General features: G+C 57.6%; 19 protein-coding genes, 1 tRNA gene, 1 rRNA gene and 2 pseudogenes. 14 read left to right on the forward strand and 9 right to left on the reverse strand.

Annotated features, from left to right (window positions below; translation table 11 throughout):
• Nucleotides 1–4: 4 nt before the first annotated feature.
• From secD to queA, 4 genes are all read right to left on the reverse strand, one after another.
• The gene (secD, locus tag CKW20_RS18505; protein WP_095054219.1) at nt 5–1,873 is read right to left on the reverse strand and encodes a protein translocase subunit SecD; all 1,869 of its coding nucleotides are present in this window, start codon (nt 1,871–1,873) and stop codon (nt 5–7) included.
• A gap of 63 nt (nt 1,874–1,936) precedes the next feature.
• Nucleotides 1,937–2,272 (reverse strand): preprotein translocase subunit YajC, encoded by a 336-nt coding sequence (gene yajC, locus CKW20_RS18510; protein ID WP_008014002.1) that lies wholly within the window; start codon nt 2,270–2,272, stop codon nt 1,937–1,939.
• 43 nt (nt 2,273–2,315) lie between these two features.
• Nucleotides 2,316–3,431, reverse strand: coding sequence for a tRNA guanosine(34) transglycosylase Tgt (gene tgt, locus CKW20_RS18515; RefSeq protein ID WP_176466924.1), 1,116 nt, complete (start codon nt 3,429–3,431; stop codon nt 2,316–2,318).
• 14 nt (nt 3,432–3,445) lie between these two features.
• Nucleotides 3,446–4,495: a tRNA preQ1(34) S-adenosylmethionine ribosyltransferase-isomerase QueA gene (gene queA, locus CKW20_RS18520; protein ID WP_095054221.1), complete on the reverse strand. Its 1,050-nt coding sequence runs from the start codon at nt 4,493–4,495 to the stop codon at nt 3,446–3,448.
• 107 nt (nt 4,496–4,602) lie between these two features.
• Between queA and CKW20_RS18525 the strand changes: the two genes are divergently transcribed.
• The 12 genes and pseudogenes from CKW20_RS18525 (at nt 4,603) to CKW20_RS18585 (ending at nt 19,953) form a co-directional block, all read left to right on the forward strand.
• Nucleotides 4,603–4,687: transfer RNA gene (locus tag CKW20_RS18525), tRNA-Leu, on the forward strand.
• Nucleotides 4,688–4,850: 163 nt separating this feature from the next.
• On the forward strand, nt 4,851–6,170 hold the full coding sequence (locus CKW20_RS18530) for an integrase arm-type DNA-binding domain-containing protein (protein WP_095054222.1): 1,320 nt from the start codon (nt 4,851–4,853) through the stop codon (nt 6,168–6,170).
• 904 nt (nt 6,171–7,074) lie between these two features.
• Nucleotides 7,075–7,245, forward strand: a pseudogene (locus CKW20_RS30190) (integrase); the annotation flags it as partial.
• Between the two features lie 371 nt (nt 7,246–7,616).
• A complete protein-coding gene (locus CKW20_RS18545) occupies nt 7,617–9,380 on the forward strand; it encodes a MotA/TolQ/ExbB proton channel family protein (RefSeq protein ID WP_176466919.1) in 1,764 nt (587 codons plus the stop codon).
• A 2-nt stretch (nt 9,381–9,382) separates the two neighbouring features.
• Nucleotides 9,383–10,090, forward strand: coding sequence for an OmpA family protein (locus CKW20_RS18550; RefSeq protein WP_176466920.1), 708 nt, complete (start codon nt 9,383–9,385; stop codon nt 10,088–10,090).
• 2 nt (nt 10,091–10,092) lie between these two features.
• Nucleotides 10,093–11,175 carry an HNH endonuclease gene (locus CKW20_RS18555; protein ID WP_095054224.1) on the forward strand — a complete coding sequence of 361 codons (1,083 nt, stop codon included), beginning with the start codon at nt 10,093–10,095 and terminating at the stop codon, nt 11,173–11,175.
• Nucleotides 11,176–11,237: 62 nt separating this feature from the next.
• A complete protein-coding gene (locus CKW20_RS18560) occupies nt 11,238–13,388 on the forward strand; it encodes a 3'-5' exonuclease (RefSeq protein WP_095054225.1) in 2,151 nt (716 codons plus the stop codon).
• A 501-nt stretch (nt 13,389–13,889) separates the two neighbouring features.
• Entirely contained in the window at nt 13,890–14,219 is a 330-nt protein-coding gene (locus tag CKW20_RS18565) for a hypothetical protein (protein ID WP_095054226.1), read from the forward strand.
• 595 nt (nt 14,220–14,814) lie between these two features.
• Nucleotides 14,815–15,291 carry a formate dehydrogenase subunit gamma gene (locus CKW20_RS18570; protein WP_095054227.1) on the forward strand — a complete coding sequence of 159 codons (477 nt, stop codon included), beginning with the start codon at nt 14,815–14,817 and terminating at the stop codon, nt 15,289–15,291.
• Nucleotides 15,288–16,850, forward strand: a complete 1,563-nt coding sequence (locus CKW20_RS18575; protein ID WP_176466921.1) for an NADH-quinone oxidoreductase subunit NuoF — start codon at nt 15,288–15,290, stop codon at nt 16,848–16,850. The genes CKW20_RS18570 and CKW20_RS18575 overlap by 4 nt, the downstream gene beginning before the upstream one ends.
• Entirely contained in the window at nt 16,847–19,735 is a 2,889-nt protein-coding gene (gene fdhF / locus CKW20_RS18580) for a formate dehydrogenase subunit alpha (protein ID WP_095054229.1), read from the forward strand. The genes CKW20_RS18575 and fdhF overlap by 4 nt, the downstream gene beginning before the upstream one ends.
• On the forward strand, nt 19,732–19,953 hold the full coding sequence (locus CKW20_RS18585; protein WP_095054230.1) for a formate dehydrogenase subunit delta: 222 nt from the start codon (nt 19,732–19,734) through the stop codon (nt 19,951–19,953). The genes fdhF and CKW20_RS18585 overlap by 4 nt, the downstream gene beginning before the upstream one ends.
• A 66-nt stretch (nt 19,954–20,019) precedes the next feature.
• Here CKW20_RS18585 and CKW20_RS18590 read toward each other — a convergent pair whose 3' ends face one another.
• Together CKW20_RS18590 and CKW20_RS18595 are read right to left on the reverse strand one after the other, a co-directional pair.
• On the reverse strand, nt 20,020–21,381 hold the full coding sequence (locus CKW20_RS18590; protein ID WP_095054231.1) for an ATP-binding protein: 1,362 nt from the start codon (nt 21,379–21,381) through the stop codon (nt 20,020–20,022).
• The gene (locus CKW20_RS18595) at nt 21,378–22,088 is read right to left on the reverse strand and encodes a response regulator (RefSeq protein WP_095054232.1); all 711 of its coding nucleotides are present in this window, start codon (nt 22,086–22,088) and stop codon (nt 21,378–21,380) included. The genes CKW20_RS18590 and CKW20_RS18595 overlap by 4 nt, the downstream gene beginning before the upstream one ends.
• Nucleotides 22,089–22,254: 166 nt before the next feature.
• Here CKW20_RS18595 and CKW20_RS18600 point away from each other — a divergent pair, with 166 nt between their 5' ends.
• A complete protein-coding gene (locus CKW20_RS18600) occupies nt 22,255–23,046 on the forward strand; it encodes a VacJ family lipoprotein (RefSeq protein WP_095054233.1) in 792 nt (263 codons plus the stop codon).
• Nucleotides 23,036–23,305 carry a hypothetical protein gene (locus tag CKW20_RS18605; RefSeq protein ID WP_095054234.1) on the forward strand — a complete coding sequence of 90 codons (270 nt, stop codon included), beginning with the start codon at nt 23,036–23,038 and terminating at the stop codon, nt 23,303–23,305. Before CKW20_RS18600 ends, CKW20_RS18605 begins: the two co-directional genes overlap by 11 nt.
• Before the next feature lie 117 nt (nt 23,306–23,422).
• On the opposite strand, the gene CKW20_RS18610 is transcribed toward CKW20_RS18605, so the two are convergent.
• The 3 genes and pseudogenes from CKW20_RS18610 to rrf form a co-directional block, all read right to left on the reverse strand.
• Nucleotides 23,423–23,776, reverse strand: a complete 354-nt coding sequence (locus CKW20_RS18610) for a gamma-glutamylcyclotransferase family protein (RefSeq protein ID WP_095054235.1) — start codon at nt 23,774–23,776, stop codon at nt 23,423–23,425.
• Nucleotides 23,777–23,869: 93 nt separating this feature from the next.
• Nucleotides 23,870–23,971: pseudogene (locus CKW20_RS30195) on the reverse strand ((Fe-S)-binding protein); the annotation flags it as partial.
• Between the two features lie 119 nt (nt 23,972–24,090).
• Nucleotides 24,091–24,190 (reverse strand): 5S ribosomal RNA (gene rrf / locus CKW20_RS18615); the annotation flags it as partial.

The following is a 24,190-nucleotide window of genomic DNA, read 5'->3' on the forward strand; positions in this document are numbered from 1 at the left end:
CCCCTTAAATCCACAACTTCTTGAAGTCACGACCGCCGAAGATCAGGTTGACCATCGCGCGGGTCACCATGATGGCCGTGAACATCGAGGTAAAGATCCCGAGGGACATGGTCACTGCGAAGCCTTTGACCGGGCCGGTGCCCATGGCAAAGAGAATCCCACCGACCAACAAGGTTGTCAGGTTGGCGTCGAGAATCGCGGTGAATGCCCGGCCGAAGCCTTCGTTGATTGCCCGCTGCACAGTCATGCCAGCCGCGATCTCTTCACGTATCCGCGAGAAGATCAGTACGTTGGCGTCGACCGCCATACCCATGGTCAATACGATACCAGCGATACCCGGCAGGGTCAGCGTTGCACCCAGCAGCGACATCAGGGCCAGCAGCATTACCATGTTCACCGTCAGCGCGACGGTGGCGATGAGGCCGAAGAAGCGGTAGATGGCCATGATGAACAGCGAGACGAACAGCATGCCCCACAGCGATGCATCGATACCTTTGGTGATGTTGTCGGCACCCAGGCTTGGGCCGATGGTACGTTCTTCAGCGAAGTACATCGGTGCCGCCAGACCACCGGCACGCAGCAGCAGCGCCAACTCGGACGATTCGCCCTGGCCGTTCAGGCCAGTGATGCGGAACTGGGCACCCAGTGGCGACTGGATAGTCGCCAGGCTGATGATCTTCTTCTCTTCTTTAAACGTCTGAACCGGTACGTCTTTCTCGACGCCATTGACCACTTGCTTGGTGTAAGTGGTAACAGGACGTTGTTCGATGAAGATCACCGCCATGCTGCGACCGACGTTGTTGCGAGTGGCACGACTCATCAGCTCGCCACCGTGGCCATCCAGACGGATGTTCACTTCTGGTGTGCCTTGCTCGCCGAAGCCAGCCTTGGCGTCAGTCACCTGATCACCGGTGATGATCAGGCCACGCTCGATCAGCGCCGCAGGACGATTGCCTTCACGGAACTCGAACGACTCGGAAGTGGCTTTCGAAGCGCCAGGCTCAGCCGCCAGACGGAACTCAAGGTTGGCTGTCTTGCCGAGGATACGCTTGGCTTCTGCGGTGTCTTGCACGCCCGGCAGCTCAACCACGATGCGGTTGGCGCCTTGGCGCTGAACGATAGGTTCGGCAACACCCAGCTCGTTGACGCGGTTACGTACCGTGGTCAAGTTCTGCTTGATGGAGTATTCGCGGATTTCCGCCAGCTTGGCCGGGGTCATCGCCAGACGCAGCACCGGTTGGCCATTGAGGTCGGCCGGAACAATGTCGAAATCGTTGAAGTTCTTGCGAATCAGTGCACGGGCCTGTTCGCGAGCGGCTTCATCAGTGAAGCCCAGCTGAATGGCACCGCCCACTTGCGGCAGGCTGCGATAGCGCAGACGCTCTTTGCGCAACAGACTCTTGACGTCGCCTTCGTAGACTTTCAGGCGTGCGTCGAGGGCTTTGTCCATGTCCACTTCGAGCAGGAAGTGCACACCACCGGACAAGTCCAGACCCAGCTTCATCGGGTGCGCGCCAAGGTTGCGCAGCCATTGCGGGGTGGTTTGTGCCAGGTTCAGTGCAACGACGTAGTCATCACCCAATGCCTTGCGCACGACGTCTTTGGCTGGCAGCTGATCTTCAGCCTTGGTCAGACGGATCAGACCGCCCTTGCCGCCCGCAGCCAGGGTGGCCGCCTTGACGTTGATCCCGGATTCCTTGAGCGCGGTGCTCACACGATCCAGATCTGCCTGAGTGACCTGCAACGCCGTGCTGGCACCGCTGACCTGAATGGCCGGGTCATCAGGATAAAGATTGGGAGCGGAATAAATCAGACCGATCGCCAGCACCGCCAGGATCAGAATGTATTTCCACAGAGGGTATTTGTTCAGCATCACGCCGCCCGCTTATGACGCGGGGCGCCTTGCGCGCCCCGTCGATTGAGTAGAAGTTGAAACTTAGATCGCTTTGAGCGTGCCTTTTGGCAGCGTGGCGGCGATGGCGCCTTTCTGGAATTTCATTTCGACGGTGTCGGAGACTTCCAGAACAACGAAGTCATCGGACACTTTGGTGATCTTGCCGGCGATACCACCGGTGGTCACCACTTCGTCACCTTTTTGCAGGCTGCCCAGCAGGTTTTTCTGCTCTTTGGCGCGCTTGGCCTGTGGACGCCAGATCATCAGGTAGAAGATGACCAGGAAACCGACCAGGAAAATCCACTCAAAGCCGCCGCCCATTGGGCCAGCAGCAGGTGCAGCGGCGTCAGCCATGGCGTTAGAGATAAAAAAGCTCATTTAGCACTCCAGTTGCAAATGTTGAATCTTGGGGTCAGAAAACTCAGTCCAAAGGCGGAACAGGTAACCCGCGTTTGGCGTAGAAGGCATCGACAAAGGCGGCCAATGTACCCTGTTGAATAGCCTCGCGCAAACCAGCCATAAGCACCTGGTAATGGCGCAAATTGTGGATGGTATTCAACATGCTACCCAACATTTCACCGCATTTGTCCAGGTGATGCAGATAAGCGCGGGAGAAGTTCTGGCAGGTATAGCAATCGCAGGTTGGATCCAGCGGCGAATCATCATGGCGATGGAACGCGTTACGGATCTTCAGCACGCCTGTATCAATGAACAGATGCCCATTGCGGGCATTACGGGTTGGCATCACGCAATCGAACATGTCCACACCGCGGCGCACACCCTCAACCAGATCTTCCGGTTTGCCAACGCCCATAAGGTAACGAGGTTTGTCAGCCGGCATCTGGCCCGGCAAGTAATCCAGCACCTTGATCATCTCGTGCTTGGGCTCGCCCACCGACAGACCGCCGATGGCCAGGCCATCGAAGCCGATCTTGTCGAGGCCTTCCAGGGAGCGCATGCGCAGATCCTGATGCATGCCACCCTGCACGATGCCGAACAGCGCCGCCGTGTTGTCGCCATGGGCTTCTTTCGAACGCTTGGCCCAACGCAACGACAGCTCCATCGATACCCGAGCGACGTCTTCATCGGCCGGGTACGGGGTGCATTCGTCGAAAATCATCACGATGTCCGAGCCCAGATCGCGCTGGACCTGCATCGACTCTTCCGGCCCCATGAACACTTTGGCGCCGTCGACCGGAGAAGCGAAGGTCACGCCCTCCTCCTTGATCTTGCGCATCGCGCCCAGGCTGAACACCTGAAAACCGCCGGAGTCGGTCAGAATCGGGCCTTTCCACTGCATGAAATCGTGCAGGTCGCCGTGCTTCTTGATCACTTCGGTGCCAGGACGCAGCCACAAGTGGAAGGTGTTACCCAGAATGATTTCCGCGCCCGTGGCGACGATATCCCGCGGCAACATGCCCTTGACCGTGCCGTATGTGCCCACCGGCATGAAGGCCGGGGTCTCGACGGTACCGCGCGGAAAGGTCAAACGACCGCGACGAGCCTTGCCGTCTGTGGCAAGGAGCTCAAAAGACATGCGACTGGTGCGACTCATTCTGTTTCCTCTGGGCCACGTGGTGCGGGATTACGGGTGATAAACATCGCATCACCGTAGCTGAAAAAGCGGTATTCGTTGTCGACGGCGGCTTTATAGGCGGCCATGGTCTCGGGATAACCGGCGAACGCCGAAACCAGCATCAACAACGTGGATTCGGGCAAATGGAAATTGGTGACCAGGGCATCGACCACATGAAACGGCCGGCCTGGGTAGATAAAGATGTCGGTATCGCCACTGAACGGCTTGAGCACGCCATCGCGCGCGGCACTTTCCAGAGAACGCACGCTGGTAGTCCCCACGGCCACCACGCGACCACCGCGAGCGCGGCACGCTTCGACTGCATCGACCACGTCCTGACCGACTTCCAGCCACTCACTGTGCATGTGGTGATCTTCGATCTTCTCGACCCGCACCGGCTGGAACGTGCCCGCGCCGACGTGCAAGGTCACGAACGCAGTTTCGATGCCCTTGGCGGCAATCGCCTCCATCAGCGGCTGATCGAAATGCAGCCCCGCCGTCGGCGCCGCCACCGCGCCCAGGCGCTCGGCGTACACCGTCTGGTAACGCTCGCGGTCCGAGCCTTCATCAGGGCGATCTATATAAGGAGGCAACGGCATGTGCCCGACGCGGTCGAGCAGCGGCAATACCTCTTCGGCAAACCCCAGTTCGAACAACGCATCGTGACGCGCCAGCATCTCGGCTTCGCCACCGCCGTCGATCAGGATCTTCGAACCCGGTTTCGGCGACTTGCTGGAACGCACATGCGCCAGCACGCGATGACTGTCGAGCACCCGCTCCACCAGAATTTCCAGCTTGCCGCCGGAAGCCTTCTGGCCAAACAGCCGCGCCGGAATCACCCGGGTATTGTTGAACACCATCAAATCGCCCGGACGCAAATGCTCAAGCAAATCAGTGAATTGACGGTGTGCCAGGGCGCCGCTGACCCCATCAAGGGTCAACAGGCGACTGTTGCGACGCTCGGCCAAAGGGTGGCGAGCGATCAGCGAATCAGGGAGTTCGAAAGTAAAGTCAGCAACGCGCATGATGGGGTTCGTCTAGCAGGGGCCGGAAGTCTAGCCGAAATAGTGAAAATTCTCTATGTACCTGATTGACCGACGGTAATCTCATCTCTATACTTCGCCGCCATTGAGCCCTGATGGCGGAATTGGTAGACGCGGCGGATTCAAAATCCGTTTTCGCAAGAAGTGGGAGTTCGAGTCTCCCTCGGGGCACCATTTGCAGTACATAGACGACTACCAGCGTCTACGCAACATCCCTAGAGCCCGCTAACTGCGGGCTTTTTGGTCTCTGGGGTTCCATCCCCGTCCCTTGCAAGCCAGCCTCTTTTTGGTACATTTTCTGTACAGATTCCAGTTCGAGAACCGGAGGTGTACAGCCATGCCCCTCACTGCCTTGCAAGTCAAAGCGTCCAAGCCTGCCGACAAGCAATACACGCTGAGTGATAGTTCGGGTCTTGCCCTTCTAGTCCAGCCGAACGGCCACAAGTACTGGCATTTCCGCTATTCGTATCATGGTCGCCCGGCGCGCATGTCATTGGGCGTCTACCCGAGCACCTCCTTGCAGGAAGCTCGCGAACGGGCTGCCGAATGCCGCAAGCTGCTCAAGGAAGGAACCAATCCTGGAGCCAAACGCCGGGATGACAAGCAGCAGCAACGGGAGGCTGGCCTCAACACCTTCAGGCGAGCTACGGAGTACTGGTATCAGTTCAAGGCCGACTCCGGCCGCAGCCATGCGACGCTAAAGAAGATTCGCGACTACCTCGACAAGGATCTGCTACCGGCACTCGGCGAGATGCAGTTGGAGCACATTACTCGCGCCGACTGCGCGAAGTTGCAGGCCAGCATCGAAAAGCGCGGGGCGTTCAATGTGGCAGACAAGGCTCGGACTTGGCTCAAGCAGATTTTCAGTCAGGGGATTGCGCGGGGGTTGTGCGAACACAATCCGGCTTCAGAACTTCATGCCATCGCGTTGGCGCCGCCGTCCCCTGAGCACTATCCGCATTTGCGTGAAAGCGAGCTGCCGGAATTTCTTCAGGCACTGAGCAAGACCACCAGCCGGTTGCCGTCGAGGATTGCTTCGTGGATGGCAATACTGACGGCGAGCCGACCCGGCATGGTTCGGTATGCGACGTGGGATGAAATCGATTTTGAAGAAGGGACGTGGACCATACCGGCTGAACGCATGAAGATGCGCCGGGACTATGTCAGTCCCCTGCCCCATCAACTGATCGCGATGCTGATCAAGCTGCACCAATGCACTGGACGCAGCCGCTACCTGTTTCCGGGTAGTGGAGAGAAACGGCCCGTCATCAGCGAGAACACAATCAATCTGGTGTTTGCCAAGATTGGCTATAAAGGGCGGATGGTGAGCCATGGCGTTCGCCACACCGCGAGCACGCTGCTGCGCGAACATGGATGGCTGAAGGATCATGTTGAAAGTCAACTGGCTCATGTCGAGGGTGGCATTGCTGGGGAGTACAACCAGGCGCTGTACCTTACGCAACGGCGGATCATGATGCAGTGGTATGCCGATTATCTCGATGCGCTCAGGGTTGGAATTACGGCGAGCCTGCGGGATCAGTTTGATACGCGGGTTAATCAGTTTCTGTCGCGTAAGTCTTCGGAGCTTCTCGGGGTCAACGCGGTCGGTGACGGCATCAGCGCCTTGGAAGATGAGCGTGGCGCATTCCAGCGCTAACACGTCAGTGAAATCTCCACAGCTTTGCCTTCCACGCGGGCCCTTCCAAGCAGGGCTGCAAAGCCGCCCTGCTTGGAAGGGCCTCACTTGAAAGATCTAAAAATCAGCGTAACCGTCTTCTAGAAACCAAGGATTTCCATAGACAGCTTATGCCATTCGCAGCAGCAGAATTCTCAAAAAATCGAGCCTTGACCCTGTCTATCAGCGAGCGTAGAAAAGATCGGGCAAAGCGCTGTCGTCGACAGCAACCCAGGTAGCCAGAACCTTTAAGGCTACGCCACACGGTGGTGGTTCTCCCCAAGTGCGATAAGCGTCCGGCGGCTCGCACGGTCACAACGATGTGATGGATGCCTACTTTTACCAGTGTGCCCACTGCGGCAACTTCCCCCTTTCATAGCTGCCCTGCAGCAACCTATCCGCTTGGCCATTTCCTTGCGCCAACCTGCGCCCGTCTCTTTCTCCCGGAAAGAGACGGGCGCTCCTACCGCTGCTGCAGTCCACCTCGTACAAGGCTTTGCGGCATTCCCCCTCGTGACAATCGGCGTGACAAACACCGAAGTCACCAGCAGCAGCGATGCAGATGATGGTGCCGCAGCCCACGGAATGGACTGCACCTGACTGACAGTCAGGCATGCCCCGGTCATCGCTTCACTGCCTTCACCCGACTCAGGATCTCGCGGCGTTGGTTTCGTCAGCCAGCACAGCCTCCACCCGCCCACCGGTAACGGTGCCCAGGAGGCCAGATCATGAGATGCCCAAGCTCCCGGTCGTAAGGAGCCGCCAGTCCCGCGTTAGTGGACAACCCTCACAGGTCGCAGGGGCCTTGATCCCTGATAACACTCAACATTCTTGGCGGGATGACGTGGGGAAGGTTTTAAGAGTTGGCTTCGAGAGGAGTTTGATCATGGCATTGGTCGGTAGACGAGACGGGCGAAATTTTGGCTATGGCCGGCAACTGAATTATGCCGGACCGCAAGCATTGAAAGATCTGTTCGGCGGCGGACACTACGGCACGGTCAAAGCACACAGTGATCGGTGGCAGGCATTTGTACGCTGGTGTCGATCGGAGGCTGGAACCATTTGCGCACGACATTGGCATTGATGCCGTGGCTCAGAGCGACTCTGGCATAGACATGTAAACGTTCAGCTTTTTGGGGTCAGATCAATTTAGGTGGACAACCATCGCCTTAAGCGACGGTGTCAGGAAGGGGTGTTGCCCGGACGGTTACTCTGTAATGCCCGCTCGCTTACTAAGACTTTACAGCTACGCTTCTCTGACTCCACCTCGATTGAGGCGCTTAGGAGTTTTACTGAGCTGAAAAAGGCATCCAAGGGCTAAGAGAATGGGTTGTAGCTTGTGCTGCAATATGGGCCGGTCGCAACGAAAAACGAGTCGATGATTCCACGCTAGGGCATTCCATGGTTACGCAAGAGTTTGAGCGGTGGTTGACCACGTTATCCAGTAGTTCTGTGACGGAGATGTTTCTTTGGGTCACCATCGGGGTATTGGTCATTTCCCTCTTACAGGGGGCCAAGGGGCGTCACTCGCAGTTTCTTGAGTATGCCCCGACGTTGATGACGTCATTGGGCATACTCGGCACCTTTATCGGCGTGGTTATCGGACTTCTACATTTCGATACGCAAAACATCGACCAGAGCATCCCTAAGCTGCTTGATGGGCTTAAAACGGCCTTTATCACCAGTATCGTGGGGATGTTGGCGGCTATGATTTTTAACGCGATGGACGCTTGGAAGTTTGCACCCAGGCGCCAGACGAATGGAGTTAAACATGATGTAACTCCGAGCGATATCCATGCGGCGTTGGAGCAACAAACAGCACTTTTACAGCAGCTTTCTCAGGGGCTTTCCGGTAGCGAAGAAGGCTCTTTGGTTGGGCAGGTAAGGTTTCTGCGGGCAGATGTTGGTGATTTTTCCCGTGATGCTAAAGCCTTCAATGCCGAGTTCAGCCGCAAGCTATGGCAGGAAATGGCGAATTTTGCCGAGATGATGTCGAGATCTGCCACCAGCCTGATCATCGAGGCGCTCCAGCAGGTGATCCAGGACTTCAATAACAATCTGATGGAGCAGTTCGGCGAAAACTTTAAGGCGCTGGATGCTTCGGTCAAAAAGCTGGTGGATTGGCAGATCGAATACAAAAGTCAGGTTGAGCAGATGTCCGAGCAGTACCAGCAGAGTGTCGACTCGCTGGTATCTACACGACAGGCTGTTGCGGGTATTTGGGAGGAGTGCAAGGAAATCCCGCTGGCGATGGCTGAGCTGCGCGATGTACTGCTGATCAACCAGCATCAGATTCAAGAGCTTCAACGGCACTTGGATGTCTTTATCCAGATGCGCGATGCCGCGGTGAATGCTGTGCCCACCATCCAGGCGAAAGTCGAGGAAATCGGCGATCAGCTGCTACGGGGCGCCGGCCAGATGAAGGTGGCGATGGAGGCTGGGGTTGATCAGCTAAGCCATGCGGTTACGGGGGTCTCCGGCCAGCTTGAAGCTTCGTCGCTTTCTGTGCAGGAGAAGCTTGAGGATGTAGGGCAGAAATTGCTAAACGGGTCCAATGAAATGCGGGTGGCCCTGGAAGTCGGTGCAGAGGACTTCCGTAATTCAGTAAGCACTACTCAAAGTGCTTTCGCTGAGCTTTCTCATACGGTTAAAAACACTTCTGAGCAGCTGTCCGAAACCCTCAAAGACACGGCGATGGAAGTCTCCAATACCTCCCGCGACATGCTTGGCCACATGCAGGGCTCTGTGCAGGGTATGCAGAAGGACATCAGCCAAACTGCAAAGAGCATGGAAGAACACTCGCAGCAGGTTCACGAACAGTTCCGCAGGACCGCTAGTGAGTTCGAGAAATCCAACAGTTCTGTTGTGCTGTTGGTTGCGCAGACAGCTTCGCGCATTCAAGACGAGATCAAGCTGAGCTCGGAAAGCATGCTCCAGGCTGCTCGTCAACAAATTGAGCAGAGCATGTCAGGCCTTGATGCGCACATGCGGGATGCCGTGGGTAAAACGGGCACTACAATCAATAAGCAGCTTGAACAATTGGAAATGGCAACAGCTCGTGAAATCGAGAAGGCCATGACCGATATGGGCAGCTCACTTGTGCAAATCACCAGTCGTTTTGTGAAGGATTACGAACAAATGGTTGGGCGGATGGATGATGTAATCCGCATGAATGGCACTCAAGGCCACTAACCATGAACGAAATCTTCGGCACTCACCAGAAGGCGCGTAAACAGGACAGCGAACACTGGATATCCATGTCAGACCTGATGGCGGGGCTGATGATGGTGTTCTTGTTGATCTCGGTGGCGTATATGCGCTACGTGCAGATTGAGCGCGACAAGATCAAAGAAGTCGCAGTGGCCTATCAGAACAGCCAGGTGGCGCTCTACGAGGCGTTGAATACAGAGTTTGCTGAGGAATTACCAAAGTGGGATGCGGAAATCGACAAGACCACCCTTGAATTTCGCTTCAAGTCGCCTGACGTGCTGTTTGATACTGGGCAGATCACCTTGAAGACTAACTTCAAGACAATCCTTGATGAATTCTTTCCGCGCTATTTGGAGGTGCTGAATGGCTTCAACAAGAACATTACCGAAGTCAGAATTGAGGGGCACACCAGTCGCGTCTGGAGTGGTGCGGTGTCCCCTGAAGCTGCTTATTTTAATAATATGGAGTTATCCCAGGGCCGCACACGAGCAGTGCTGCAGTATCTCTACAGTATGTCCGCAGTCACTGAGCAGCGTGACTGGATCAAGTCTGTTTTCGCCGCCGTTGGTTTTTCTTCTGCGCACCCTGTTCTCAATGCTGAAGGTCTGGAGGATGGAGAGCGCTCCCGTCGGGTGAGCTTCCGTGTGGTGACCAATGCCGAATTGCAGATCAGGAAGATCATCCAGGAGTAGCAATGCGGATCTTGATCAACTTTTCTGAGCTGAAACGTCTAGCACGAGTGCTCAATCCAACCCCTGTGGATTTTTCTCTGGTGAATCACTCGACCGACTTTAAGCCGATCGATGATCAACTCGGAGAAGGGATTGAGATTGATATCGAGACCATCGAGACTGAGTTCAATCTGCTGTCCTACCACGGTAGACAGGTGCTGCTGTACATCAAGGACCATACGGGAAAGCTACTTGCCACCCAAGCTAACCCCGAACACGGAAACCGTTTCCATATCGCGCACTGCCATACTCTAGAAGATATGAAGCAGAAGAATCGCTTCCAGCGTTATGTGGCTACCAACAAGCTGACTGGGCGGTTTCAGATTGAGGACTCTACGGTCTGGGGGGGGCTGAGCAAGGTCGAAGTAGAGTTAAAAGTCTGCAAATATTGTCTGCAGAAGCTGAATTATCTTGGATCTGCAGATTACCAGCCTCGTCAGAAGGCATTCGGTGAGTTCTCACTGAAAGACTTCTTCAGTCGCTACAGTTCATGCTTTTTATACATGCCGAAAGCCTGGGCCGAAGATATGAGCTTTGGCTACTCAAGCGACTGGAAGGAAACATCCAAACTCGTGCGCAAGGCAGCGAACTACACCTGTTCTGAGTGCGGGATCGGCTTAGCAAGCTACCCCGGCTTGTGCCATGTACACCATGTGAATGGCGTAAAGTCAGACAATTCCCCTGAAAATTTGCAGGTTCTCTGTAAAGACTGCCATCGCCGTAAGCCACTGCATTCCGGAATTTTTGTCAGCCACGGCGAGATGCAGATCATTACGAGCCTTCGTCGACAAGCCGAGAAGCTTGGAGTTGATGATTGGGGCGAGGTGACTGACCTAAGTGATCCGGCAGTGCACGGCGACCTTGAACTCATGCGCAAGCAAGGCTTTCGACCACCTATTGTTGGACATGAAGTCCAGAACGAACGTGGAGAAGTGATTGCAGAACTCGAAGTGGCCTGGCCAGAAAAGAGGATCGGTATTTCCATCAAGGAAATATTGGTTCCTGGTTGGAGGATTTATCGCGTTGGCGATATTTGTGGTCGCTAGAAAAAAAAGGGTGGGCATATGATGCATTGTGTGCCGCGCAGGGAAAGGCATAAGGACAAGTTATGACAATCAGCCAGGTCAAGGTTGCGTTGGGGGATGGGTTTCTTGAGTCCTTTGCCGCAATTCCTCGCAGCAAACAGAAGAAGGTGATGGAGTTCGTTTCCAAGTTCCGGCAAAACCCGACTTCCACAGGTATCAATTACGAAAGAATCAATGATGCTCGGGATGGTAATTTCCGCTCGGTACGTATCGATCAGGATTTCCGCGGAATTGTGCTCAAGCCGGACAGAGGCAAGGTGTATGTGCTGCTGTGGGTAGACAAGCACGATGATGCCTATGACTGGGCACGACGGTATCGCTGCAACATTCATCCGCAGACCGGGGTTTTGCAGCTGTTTGAAGTCCGTACTGAATATGCTCCTCTGGCTGCGACACCAGAACCAATATCAAAGCTGGCTGATGTGCCTCCGGTAGCGCCGCTGTTCCAGTTGGATGATGAAGTACTGCTGAGCCTTGGCGTACCCAAGGAAAGCCTGGGTCTGGTCAAGCAGCTTCGTAGTGAAGAGGCTTTGGAAGCTCTCGATAAACGCTTGCCGATTGAGGCATTTGAAGCGCTCTACATGCTGGCAGCAGGCATGGACATACAGCAGGTGCTCGACGACTATGCTGTGGCTAAGGATACTCCTGCTGTCGATACCGAAGACTTCGTCGCGGCCCTTGAACGGCCGGCTTCGCAGCGCCGGTTTTACGTCCTGGAAGACGAACTGGAACTGATTCAGATGCTGGAAGCGCCGCTTGAGCGTTGGCGGGTATTTTTGCATCCCTCCCAACGCAACCTGGTAGAGCGTAAGTGGAATGGACCCGTACGGGTGCTGGGCGGCGCTGGTACTGGTAAGACTGTAGTTGCCATGCACCGTGCCCGATGGTTGGCGCAGAAGGTCTTGGAAAAAGATGAGCGCCTGCTATTCACCACATTCACCAGTAATCTAGCCATGGATATCAAGGAAAACCTGAAAAAAATCTGTTCACCAGATGTGTTAGAGCGAATTGAAGTCCGGAATCTGGATTCTTGGGTGAGTCAGTTTGTGAAGCGCCATGGCTATCCTTCAAGCATCGTTTATCCGGGGGGAAAGGACGGTAACTATGATCGGTGCTGGGATGCAGCAACTCAGCTGGTACCGGCGTCGTTAGGTCTACCCATCAGCTTTTACCGGGAAGAATGGGAGCGAGTTGTCTTACCTCAGCGGTTGATGGAGCGGCAGGCCTATTTATTGGCTAGTAGGGTTGGCCGCGGAGTAGCGCTCAATCGCAAGCAGCGAGCGGAGATCTGGCCCGTATTTGAAGTAGTGCGTGTTCAGCTTGCTCAGCGCAAATTGGCTACAGTCGAAGACGCTATTCACGATGCGATTGATCTGATCGAGCGCGGAGCAGAGGCTCGTCAGTATCGGTGTGTAGTCGTGGATGAGGGCCAGGACTTTGGACCTGAAGCTATGAGCCTCATCCGCCGTCTTGCCAAAGAGCAGGAGAACGACCTTTTTATTGTTGGGGATGGACATCAGCGGATTTATAAGCGTCGAGCCAGTCTGGGGCGCTGTGGAATCAACATCCGTGGACGTGGTAAGAAGCTTCGCATCAACTACCGAACGACAGAAGAAATCCGCCGATTTGCCACTGCTCTACTTGAAGGGACAGAAGTGGATGACCTCGACGGTGGTCTGGATGGGGTAACGGATTACCGATCTTTGGTGCATGGTGAGAAGCCGCAGATCTACCATGCACCTTCGCTACAAGCCGAAAGCGAGTGGCTAGCAGCTGAAATCCGCATCCTTCTAGAGGAAGGGTTTTGCCTGCAGGATATCTGTGTCGTAGCTCGTACGAACAACCTGCTTAAGGCCTATGAGAAGGTACTAGGCGAGCAGGGTATTGAAACTCGCTGGCTTTCTCGTCAGCAGGCCGATGATCGAAGCCAAGGTGGGGTGCGACTTGCCACCATGCATCGCATCAAAGGCCTGGAGTTTAAGTGCGTATTTATGGTGGGCATCAACGAGGGTGTTGTACCGCTCGCTATGGCCGTTCAGGCGACTGATGATCCTGTCGAGCATCGCTTACTGGATCTTAACGAACGAGCTCTACTCCATGTGGCGGCGACCCGTGCCGTTAGGCATTTGCTGATATCCAGTCATGGTATTCCTAGTCACTACTTGAGCGCTTGAAAAACTCTGGCTAATAGATTCATAGGTGAAAGAATTAATGCATGTAGAGCAGGGCATGTGCAGGTCCCTATGCATGGATGTCCGCAGCAGGTCGAAAGCTTCTTGTAGCGACAGGCCAGGCTCCGTCGAACCCGATTGCTTTGTTAACAACAATGACTCACACAACATGCATCTCGTCGGAAATCAGAAAGGCGAAATCTGGAATCTTCCATCCACCAAACTCCATTGATGTAAATCACTCAAATTTACACTTTTCCGTATATTAAAAAGTGTACATGTGCTTTTATATATATTAATCAAATGCTTAACCTATTTTTCGAGTCCCCCTCGGGGCACCAAAATTAAGAAAGGTCTTGCTTTGCAAGGCCTTTTTTTTCGTCTGTAGAAAAGTGACCTCGCCCCGCCGCCCCCGTAGGGGCTGCCGAAGGCTGCGATCTTTTGATCTCGCTTTTCAACGCCACAATCCGAAACCGCTCGGCTAACGAATCAAGGATTCACACAATGGAATTGCCACTGGAAACCGTTGCCCTTTTCGCCTTCAAGCTGGCTTATGAGACGGAAGGTGAAAGTCCGATTCTGCGGGATGATCCGATCATGAGTGATTATGAGCGGGAGGTGTTTGGGTTGTTGGTGCGTCGGGGGGATGTTGAGGGGATTCAGTTTAGAGTGGCGCATTGTGTGGGTTTAGCGCTGGACGCTATAGGCGGCGTAAATACGCCGCTAGGGCGTGAACTACATAGATTGTTGGCTGATTTGCGCGGTGCTCAGACCTTGGAGCAACTTGATGCACCGCTGATCGCACTCAAGGACTACTTGAAAGATATTCAGTGAGTGGAGCCCAAACCCAACGCCGGACAACAATGCCCTTCAGCAGAGCTATCAGTTTGATATCGTGCCTCCATCGCCTATCTCATCAAAGATGACCAATGGCGGTTTTAGGGGCCTTTGTCGGAACTTGGCTTCTGGTTATCGCCAGGCTCAAGCAGTCTGAATACCCCGTCGTCCGTCATTTGATCGCCGGAGCGTGCAGTGCGTTGGCGACACTGACCACAGTGGTGTTGTGGGTGATGATCCCTCCCGCCAAGTAAGTGTTTTGACACCCCGCTCATCGCGCTCAAGGATTACCTGAAAAATACTCAGTGAGCGAACGCCTCGCGCCGCACTCTTCTAGACTTAATAGGTAGTCGTAGACAGAATCGAACACGTCGCTTTGGTGCAGATGAATCAAAGGCAGCATGGCAAGCTGCCTGATATGCCCTGAAGAGGTGCGGCAAAGACCGCACCGGGCCCAACAAGATGCCCGCTCAGGGTGCCTGGCCAACGGCCTGAAAATGCCACGATACCGTGACGTGGTGTGACTGCCGCAGCCGACACTTTCGGACAACCGACAACCGCCTGGTTTGTCCGTGATCGTGAGGAATGCTGAATGCCTGATGAGATGTTGCACCTGCCTATGGTCAACAGCCTGCTGGAGCGCCACAAACGCTCCCCCGGCGCACTGTTGCCCATCCTTCATGAGATTCAGGAGGGCATCGGTTACATCCCCGATGCCGCCATCCCCGAGATTGCCCACGCGCTCAACCTGAGTCAGGCCGAGGTTCGTGGGGTGATCAGCTTTTACCATGACTTCCGTACCGCGCCGCCGGCCCGTCATATCCTGCGTCTGTGTCGGGCCGAGTCCTGCCAGAGCCGCGGTGCCGAGCAGTTGGCCGCGCAGTTGCGCGAACGTCTGCAGCTGGACGATCACGGCAGTAGCGCCGACGGCAGCATCAGTTTGCGTCCGGTGTATTGCCTCGGTGCCTGCGCCTGTTCGCCCGCGCTGGAGCTGGATGGTCAGCTGCATGCGCGGCTCAGCCCCGAGCGTCTGGATGCTCTGCTTGATGCTTGCCAGGAGGATGCATGATGCCGCGCCTCTATTTGCCCTGTGATTCCCTCGCCCGCGCCGTGGGCGCCGATGAGGTGGCCGTGGCCCTTGCCACTCAGGCCCGGGTACGCAATCTGCCGCTGGACCTGCAACGCACCAGTTCTCGCGGCCTGTACTGGCTGGAACCGCTGCTGGAAGTGGATAGCCCGCAAGGCCGTATCTGCTTTGGCCCGCTGACCACTGCCGATGTCTCGTCCGTGCTCGATGCGCTGCAAAGCGAGGCGACTGCTCATCCACTGGCCTTGGGTCTGGTGGAAGAGTTGCCTTATCTCAAGACTCAACAACGCCTGCTGTTCGCCCGCGCCGGCATTACCCGGCCGCTGTCCCTGGAGGATTACCGGGCCCACGGCGGCTTCGAGGGCTTGACCCAAGCCATCGCCCTGGGCGGCGAGCAGACCGCGACCGCGGTGTTCGATTCGGGGTTGCGTGGCCGTGGCGGCGCGGCCTTTCCGGCCGGGATCAAATGGCGCACGGTGCGCGGCACCCAGGCTGCGCAGAAATACATTGTGTGCAACGCTGACGAAGGCGACTCCGGCACTTTCGCCGACCGCATGTTGATGGAAGGTGACCCCTTCCTGCTGATCGAAGGCATGGCCATTGCCGGTATCACCGTCGGGGCCAGTTACGGCTACATCTACGTGCGCTCGGAATATCCGGATGCCGTGGCCACGCTGCGTGCAGCGCTGAACATCGCCCGAGATGCCGGTTACCTCGGCGCCAATGTCGGCGGCAGCGGCCAGGCCTTCGATATGGAAGTGCGAGTCGGTGCCGGTGCTTACATCTGCGGTGAAGAAACCGCGCTGCTGGACTCACTCGAAGGCAAGCGCGGGATCGTCCGCGCCAAGCCACCGATCCCCGCCTTGCAGGGTTTGTTCGGCCTGCCGACGCTGGTGCACAACGTGCTGACTCTGGCCTCGGTGCCGCTGATTCTGGCCAAGGGCGCGCAGTTCTATCGCGATTACGGCATGGGCCGCTCCCTGGGTACCATGCCCTTCCAACTGGCGGGCAATATTCGTCACGGCGGCCTGGTGGAACGGGCCTTTGGTCTGACCCTGCGCGAACTGGTGGAAGACTACGGCGGTGGTACCGCCAGTGGTCGGCCGCTGAAGGCCGTCCAGGTTGGCGGCCCGCTCGGCGCTTGGGTGCCACCGTCGCAATTCGACACGCCGTTGGATTACGAAGCCTTCGCCGCCATCGGCGCGATGCTCGGTCACGGCGGTGTAGTGGTGGCTGACGACACCCTGGACATGGCCCGCATGGCGCGCTTTGCGATGCAGTTCTGCGCCGAGGAATCCTGTGGCAAATGCACCCCATGCCGCATCGGCTCGACCCGGGGCGTGGAGGTGATCGACCGTCTGCTGGCCGCGCCGGACCAGAACAGTCGTGATGAGCAGGTGATCATCCTCAAGGACCTGTGCGACACCCTGCAATACGGTTCGCTGTGCGCCTTGGGCGGCATGACCTCCTATCCGGTGGTCAGCGCCCTCAAGTACTTCCCCGCCGACTTCGGTCTGCAGTCCTCGGAGGCCGACCAATGATCACTCTTTTCGACCCGAATACAGATATCGACCTCGGAACCCCAGCCCGCGAAAGTCAGGTGCAGGTCACCGTGAACATCGACGGCCGCAGCATCAGCGTGCCCGAAGGTACCTCGGTAATGCGCGCCGCCGCGCTGCTGGGCACCACCATTCCCAAACTGTGTGCCACCGACAGCCTGGAAGCCTTCGGCTCCTGCCGCATGTGCCTGGTGGAGATCGATGGCATGCGCGGCTACCCCGCGTCCTGCACCACGCCGGTCAGCGAAGGCATGAGCGTGCACACCCAGACGCCGAAGCTCGCAACCTTGCGCCGCAACGTCATGGAGCTGTACATCTCCGATCACCCGCTGGACTGCCTGACCTGCTCGGCCAATGGCAACTGCGAGCTGCAAACCGTGGCCGGTCAGGTCGGTCTGCGGGAAGTGCGTTACGGCTATGAAGGTGACAACCATCTGGCCGACGTGAAGGACACCTCCAACCCCTACTTTGACTACGACCCGAGCAAGTGCATCGTCTGCAACCGCTGCGTGCGTGCCTGCGAAGAAACCCAGGGCACCTTTGCCCTGACCATTACCGGGCGCGGTTTCGAATCCCGGGTCGCGGCCGCCGGTGGCGATAACTTCCTCGACTCCGAATGCGTGTCCTGCGGCGCCTGTGTGCAAGCCTGCCCCACCGCGACCCTGATGGAAAAAAGCGTGGTCGAACTGGGTCAACCGGAACGTAGCGTGATCACCACCTGTGCCTATTGCGGCGTGGGCTGCTCGTTCCGCGCCGAGATGAAAGGCGACCAACTGGTGCGCATGGTTCCGGACAAAAACGGCCAGGCCAACCACGGCCATTCCTGTGTCAAAGGGCGCTTTGCCTGGGGTTACGCCACCCACCCGGATCGCATCACCAAGCCGATGATCCGCAAGCACATCAACGATCCTTGGCAGGAAGTCAGCTGGGATGAAGCGGTGACCTACGCCGCCAGCGAATTCCGCCGGCTGCAGCAAAAATACGGCCGCGACTCCATTGGTGGCATCACCTCCAGCCGCTGCACCAACGAAGAAACGTATCTGGTGCAAAAACTGGTGCGCGCCGCTTTCGGCAACAACAACGTCGACACCTGTGCGCGGGTCTGCCACTCGCCCACCGGCTATGGCTTGAAACAAACCCTGGGCGAGTCCGCCGGTACCCAGAGTTTCGACTCGGTGATGCAGGCCGATGTGATCCTGGTGATGGGCGCCAACCCCAGCGATGCCCACCCTGTGTTCGCCTCCCAGCTCAAACGCCGCCTGCGTGAAGGTGCGCGGCTGATCGTCATCGATCCACGACGCATTGATCTGGTGGACTCGGTGCATGCCCGCGCCGAACTGCACCTGGCCCTGCGCCCGGGCACCAACGTCGCCATGCTCAACGCCCTGGCCCACGTCATCGTCACCGAAGGCTTGCTCAACCAGGCGTTTATCGACGCCCGTTGCGAGGGCAGCGATTTCGCCCGCTGGAGCGAGTTTGTCAGCCGCGCGGAAAACTCGCCGGAAATCCTTGGCGCCATCTGCGGCGTAGACCCTGCCGACATCCGCGCCGCCGCCCGTCTGTATGCCACCGGCGGCAATGCGGCGATCTACTACGGCCTGGGCGTCACCGAGCACAGCCAGGGCAGCACCGCCGTCATGGGCATCGCCAACCTGGCCATGGCCACCGGCAACATCGGTCGCGAAGGCGTGGGTGTGAACCCGCTGCGTGGGCAGAACAACGTTCAAGGCTCCTGCGACATGGGCTCCTTCCCCCACGAGCTGCCCGGCTACCGGCACGTCTCCAACGAAGTGGTTCGGGCGCAATTCGAACAAGCCTGGAATGTCACCCTGCAACCCGACCCGGGCCTGCGTATCCCCAACATGTTTGAGTCTGCGTTGGCCGGTAGCTTCAAGGGCCTGTATTGCCAGGGCGAAGACATCGCCCAGAGCGATCCGAATACCCAGCACGTCACCGCGGCGCTGTCGGCCATGGAATGCGTGGTGGTGCAGGACATTTTCCTCAACGAAACCGCAAAGTTCGCCCACGTGTTCCTGCCAGGCGCCTCGTTCCTGGAAAAAGACGGCACCTTCACCAATGCCGAGCGACGCATCTCCCGGGTACGCAAGGTCATGGAGCCTCTGGGCGGCAAGGCCGACTGGGAAGGCACGGTGGCCCTGGCCAATGCCCTGGGCTATCCGATGAACTACCAGCATCCGTCGGAAATCATGGATGAAATCGCCAGCCTGACGCCGACGTTCACCAACGTCAGCTACACAGAGCTGGATCGCCACGGCAGCCTGCAATGGCCGTGCAACGCCGCGGCACCGGACGGCACGCCGACCATGCACATCGAGGAGTTCGTGCGCGGCAAAGGCCGCTTCATGCTCACCGGCTACGTGCCCACCGAGGAAAAGGTCAACAGTCGTTATCCCCTTCTGCTGACCACCGGGCGCATCCTCAGCCAGTACAACGTCGGCGCCCAGACTCGGCGGACAGACAACGTCGCCTGGCACCACGAAGACCGCCTGGAAATCCACCCGACCGACGCCGAGAGCCGTGGTATCAACGAAGGTGACTGGGTCGGCATCGGCAGCCGCGCCGGACAGACCGTACTACGTGCGCGGATCACCGAACGGGTAGCCCCTGGCGTGGTGTATACCACCTTCCACTTCCCTGAATCGGGGGCCAACGTCATCACCACCGACAACTCCGACTGGGCCACCAACTGTCCGGAGTACAAGGTCACCGCTGTGGAAGTCAGCCGCGTCTACCACCCTTCCGAGTGGCAAAAACGCTATCAGGCATTCAGCGATGAACAACAACGTCTGCTCGACGAACGCCGCCAGGCACGCACCGCCGGAACAAAAGCCGAGGTACGCCGATGAGCACTGACAACCTGATCAAAATGGCTAACCAGATCGCCCAGTACTTCGCCAGCGAACCGGACCAGCAACAGGCCGTGCTCGGCGTGCGTAATCACCTGCAGATGTACTGGACGCCCGGCATGCGCAAGGAGTTGCTGGCCTGGCAGACGGCGCATCAGGGGGCAGACTTGCACCCACTGGCGCAGGCTGCGGTCAGTGGGGCGGGCTGGGAGGCTTAGGTTCACACGATCCCTTGGGATTTGCCCCTTGTCCTGTGAAGACAGGCCAAGGGGCGTTCCATTACTTCACGCAGCTGAATGCACCGGCAGCACCACCAACGCTTCCAACCCGCCCATCGACCGATTACGCAGTGTCAGCTCGCCTCCGTGCTCCAGCACAATCGCCCGCGCCGCCGATAACCCCAAACCAACACCCCCCGTGCTTTTGTTCCTCGAGCCCTCCATCCGGAAGAACGGCACAAACACTTGCTCAAGGCAGGCATCTGGAATACCCGACCCACGATCCAGTACTTTGATCCGCACCTGACCAGCGCTCGGGTTCAGCTCAATTCCCGGCTCACTGCCGTACTTGATAGCGTTGTCGAGCAAGTTGGTAATCACCCGTTTTAGCCCCAACGGACGCCCGAAATACACCCACCGCAGCGGCCCGTTGAACGTAATGTCGACTCCCTGATCCCGATAATCATCAAGCAACGTTTGCAGCAGTTCCGCCAGGTCAAACTGGGTCGCCGGTTCAAGCCGCGCATCATCACGAAAGAACTCCAGCGCCGAGTTGATCATCGCCTGCATTTCATCCACGTCACGAAACAAGCGCTGCTGTTGCTCGGCGTCTTCGATGAATTCGCCACGCAAGCGCATCCGCGTCAGGGGAGCGCGCAGGTCGTGCGAGATGGCGGCGAGCATTTGCGTGCGATCGCGGATGAAGTGTTGCAGCTGCGCCTGCATGGCGTTGAACGCGAGGATCGCTTGGCGGATTTCGTGGGGACCGAGCGGTTCGATCGGCGGTGCGCGAAAGTCCACGCCGAAGCGGCGGGCGCCTTCGGCGAAGCGCTGCAAAGGTGTGGCGAGGCGTCGGGTGGCGATCAGCGCGACCAGTGCGGTGGAGATCAGTACCAGCAGGATGACGATCAGGTAGCGTGGCGCTTCGTCGAGCCCCCAACTGCGCGAGGACGCGGAGAACATCAGCCACGATGAGTCGGACAGCTCGATCAGCAGCGCGTAATGCGCGTCCGTCTTGTGCTCCGTCCAGTCGGCCGGCTCATAGGCTTCGATGCGCCGGTCAGGGGCTCTGAGCATCGGCTGCAGGATGGTCGAGCCGATGTCAGACTTCGGATCGTCCACTGTCGGCAGGTTGAGATCGTGCCGGTCAGGGTGCCATGTGACGGTGAAGCCGTTCTCGTTGGCAGCTTGTGCCAATGGGTTGCGCAGTGGCGCCGGGGCGGCCTCGATGATGCGAGCGATGGCGGCGGTTTTTTCCAGCAGGCCGATTTCGGTCAGCGGCGGGCGCGCCCATACGCCGGCCAATTGGATAAACAGCCCGTTGAGCGCCAGTGAAATGAGCATGGCCAGGATGATCGTCAACGCGATCCAGCGCGCAACCGTATCTTGCGGCCAGTCTCGGACGCGAATCCGCTTCAGCCAGCTCATCGCCGCGTCACACTGGGGGTGAACAGGTAACCGCCATTGCGCACGGTGCGAATCATCGCCGGTCGCTTCGTGTCGGGCTCCAGTTTGCGTCGCAGGCGACTGACCTGAACGTCGATGCTGCGATCGAACGCCTCATGGCAATGCCCGCGCGCCAGGTCCAACAACTGCTCGCGGGTGAGAATGCGTTGCGGGTGCTCGACGAAGACCAGCAGCAAGTCGAACTCACCGGCAGACAGCGGAATCATCACGTTGTCCGGCGAGCGCAGTTCACGGCGGGTGACGTCCAGGTGCCAGTCGGCGAAGTCGATCAGCGGCCGTGGCCGTTCCTGCGATACCGGGCGGCGTTCGTCCACGCGGCGCAGCACAGCGCGCACTCGAGCCAGCAGTTCACGGGCGTCGAAGGGTTTGGTCAGATAATCATCGGCGCCCAGCTCCAGGCCGACCACCCGGTCACTGAGTTCGCCCATGGCGGTCAGCATGATCACCGGTATTGCATGTCGAATCCGCAGTTGCTGACACAGGATCAGCCCGCTGTCGCCGGGCAACATCACGTCCAGAATGATCAGGTCCGGCGCCTGATGCTCAATGGTCGCCCACAGCGACGCGCCGTCTGTGGCGACCTCGACGCTGTAGCCGTGCTGCATGAAGAATTTTCTCAGGAGATCGAGGACTTCAAGGTCGTCGTCCACAATTAAAAGGCTGTTCACCGAAGGTCACTTAAGGGGCGAATGGAACCGCCATCTAAAACCATTCGAGGCTGCTCGTCATATATTTCAACGCTGCAATAAAACGTCAGCGCCGCAATAATCCAGACATCTTTGCGCAAGGCCCGGGGCTCAGCATCACGACGAATTCCTCCTGAGACTTGCGTCCATGTTGCCTTTCAAGTGTGCTCCCTGGCTGGCCCGCAACACCTCAATTGCCGTGTTGACCGCAGGGCTGATGGGTTGCAGTAGCCAGCCGCCGTCCACCACCGACGTAGCCTGCGCCGATATTGCCTATTCGGTGTACGACCCGGCGGAACCGTTCAATCGCGGAGTCTTCGCTTTCAATCAGACGGTCGACGACTACGCTCTGGCGCCGGTTGCTCGCGGCTATCGCTACTTGCCGGACTTTTTCCAGACCGGTGTGCATAACTTTGTGGCGAACTTTGGCGAGCCGAAGGTCTTTATCAATGACCTGCTGCAAGGTAATCCGATGCGCTCGGCCAATACCCTGGGGCGTTTCGTGCTCAATACCACGGTCGGGGTGGTGGGCTTGATTGACGTCTCCGGCATGGCCGGTATCCCGCGACACGATGCGGACTTCGGTCAGACCTTCGGCGTGTGGGGCATCGGCAACGGTCCGATCATCGAGCTGCCATTGCTCGGGACCTCCAACAGTCGCGACGCCGCCGGCCGCGTGCTCGGCTTTGTGGTTGATCCGTTCGGCAGCAATAGCGATACCGTGGACACGCTGTCCACTATCAGCACTGTCGGTGGCATTGTCGATGGTCGGGCAGAAGCCTTACCACTGACCGACAGCCTGCAAAAACTGCCGGACTATTACCGCGCGTTGCGTAATGTGGTGGCCGAGCATCGTGCTGCTTACGTGACCGATGGCAAACAAGGCTCGCCAGAGAACACAACTCCTAAATGCAAAGGAGAACCGGCCGATGGGTTCTGAAAACAATAGCCTGACTCTGCAGCAACGAGTGATACGGGACGACTCGGCCAATCGGCATCTGCACTGTCGGGAAATCACTCTGCGCCTGTCACCGGACTGTCGCCAATTGGTGCTCACCCGTTACGCCGAACACTACGGCCCGGCGCTGGTACGCTGGATAGAGCGCAGCCATACGGTGTCGGTGGCCGAGCTGTTTCGTTGGCTCGTGGCTAATGGTGAGGCGGGGGTCATGAGAGCGAGTAGCCAGTCGCAGCCTTGATTTCAGATGATGATACGAAGGATGGAAGTCTTCCGGTCATCATCCCACCCGAAGCCTACAGCGAAATCGAGACAAATCTGTTTCCCCTCGCACAGTGGCTGCAGCCCTTACCAGCAATCACGCTCGCACATAGACCCAGGCGCTGATGCCGGACTTGAGGGTCACACTGACGCGTTTGTAGTCCGCCACCTCGTATTTGTCGGCCAAGACCAGCTCTTGGGCCGTAATCTCGAAAACAGTGCCGGCGATCTCGTCCGACAGGTCGCCACTCTCCTGCACGATGGGGTGATGGGTTTTCCCACTAGCGGCCAGCACCGCCGGATCGGTTATCTCGACCAGGTTCTGCTTATAGCCTGGCAGGTTGTCAGGGAGCCCTTTCAACTTGCACCCGAAAGTGGACAGCTGGACTGCCTGATCCTGCAAGGTGCCGTAGGAGAACAGCAGAACCGGTTGCTCTGGTTGGTTTGGCATGAGATTTCCTCGATCAGATAAGCAAGTCTTCGTAGCACGCTCCATAAGGGCGCTCCGGGTGGGCGATCTGGATTCTTTAAATCCATAGGCCGGCGCCGCTGCACAGGCAATCATTTCCGGGTGAAGACCCGTGGTGAGAGTTACCCCTGCATCACCTTCGTGCCCTTGCCAAGCTGCCCCCATGTCGATGAAAAAATGCTCATCGACATGACACCTGAGCGAGACTGTGAGCGGTCCGATGATGCTGTAGGAACTTTCCTGCGGACAAAACAAAACCCCTACCTGCTTACGCAGATAGGGGTTTCGGAATTTAATCTTGACGATGACCTACTCTCACATGGGGAAACCCCACACTACCATCGGCGATGCATCGTTTCACTGCTGAGTTCGGGATGGGATCAGGTGGTTCCAATG

It is taken from the genome of Pseudomonas sp. Irchel s3b2, assembly GCF_900187445.1.
In the GTDB taxonomy this organism is placed as follows: domain Bacteria; phylum Pseudomonadota; class Gammaproteobacteria; order Pseudomonadales; family Pseudomonadaceae; genus Aquipseudomonas.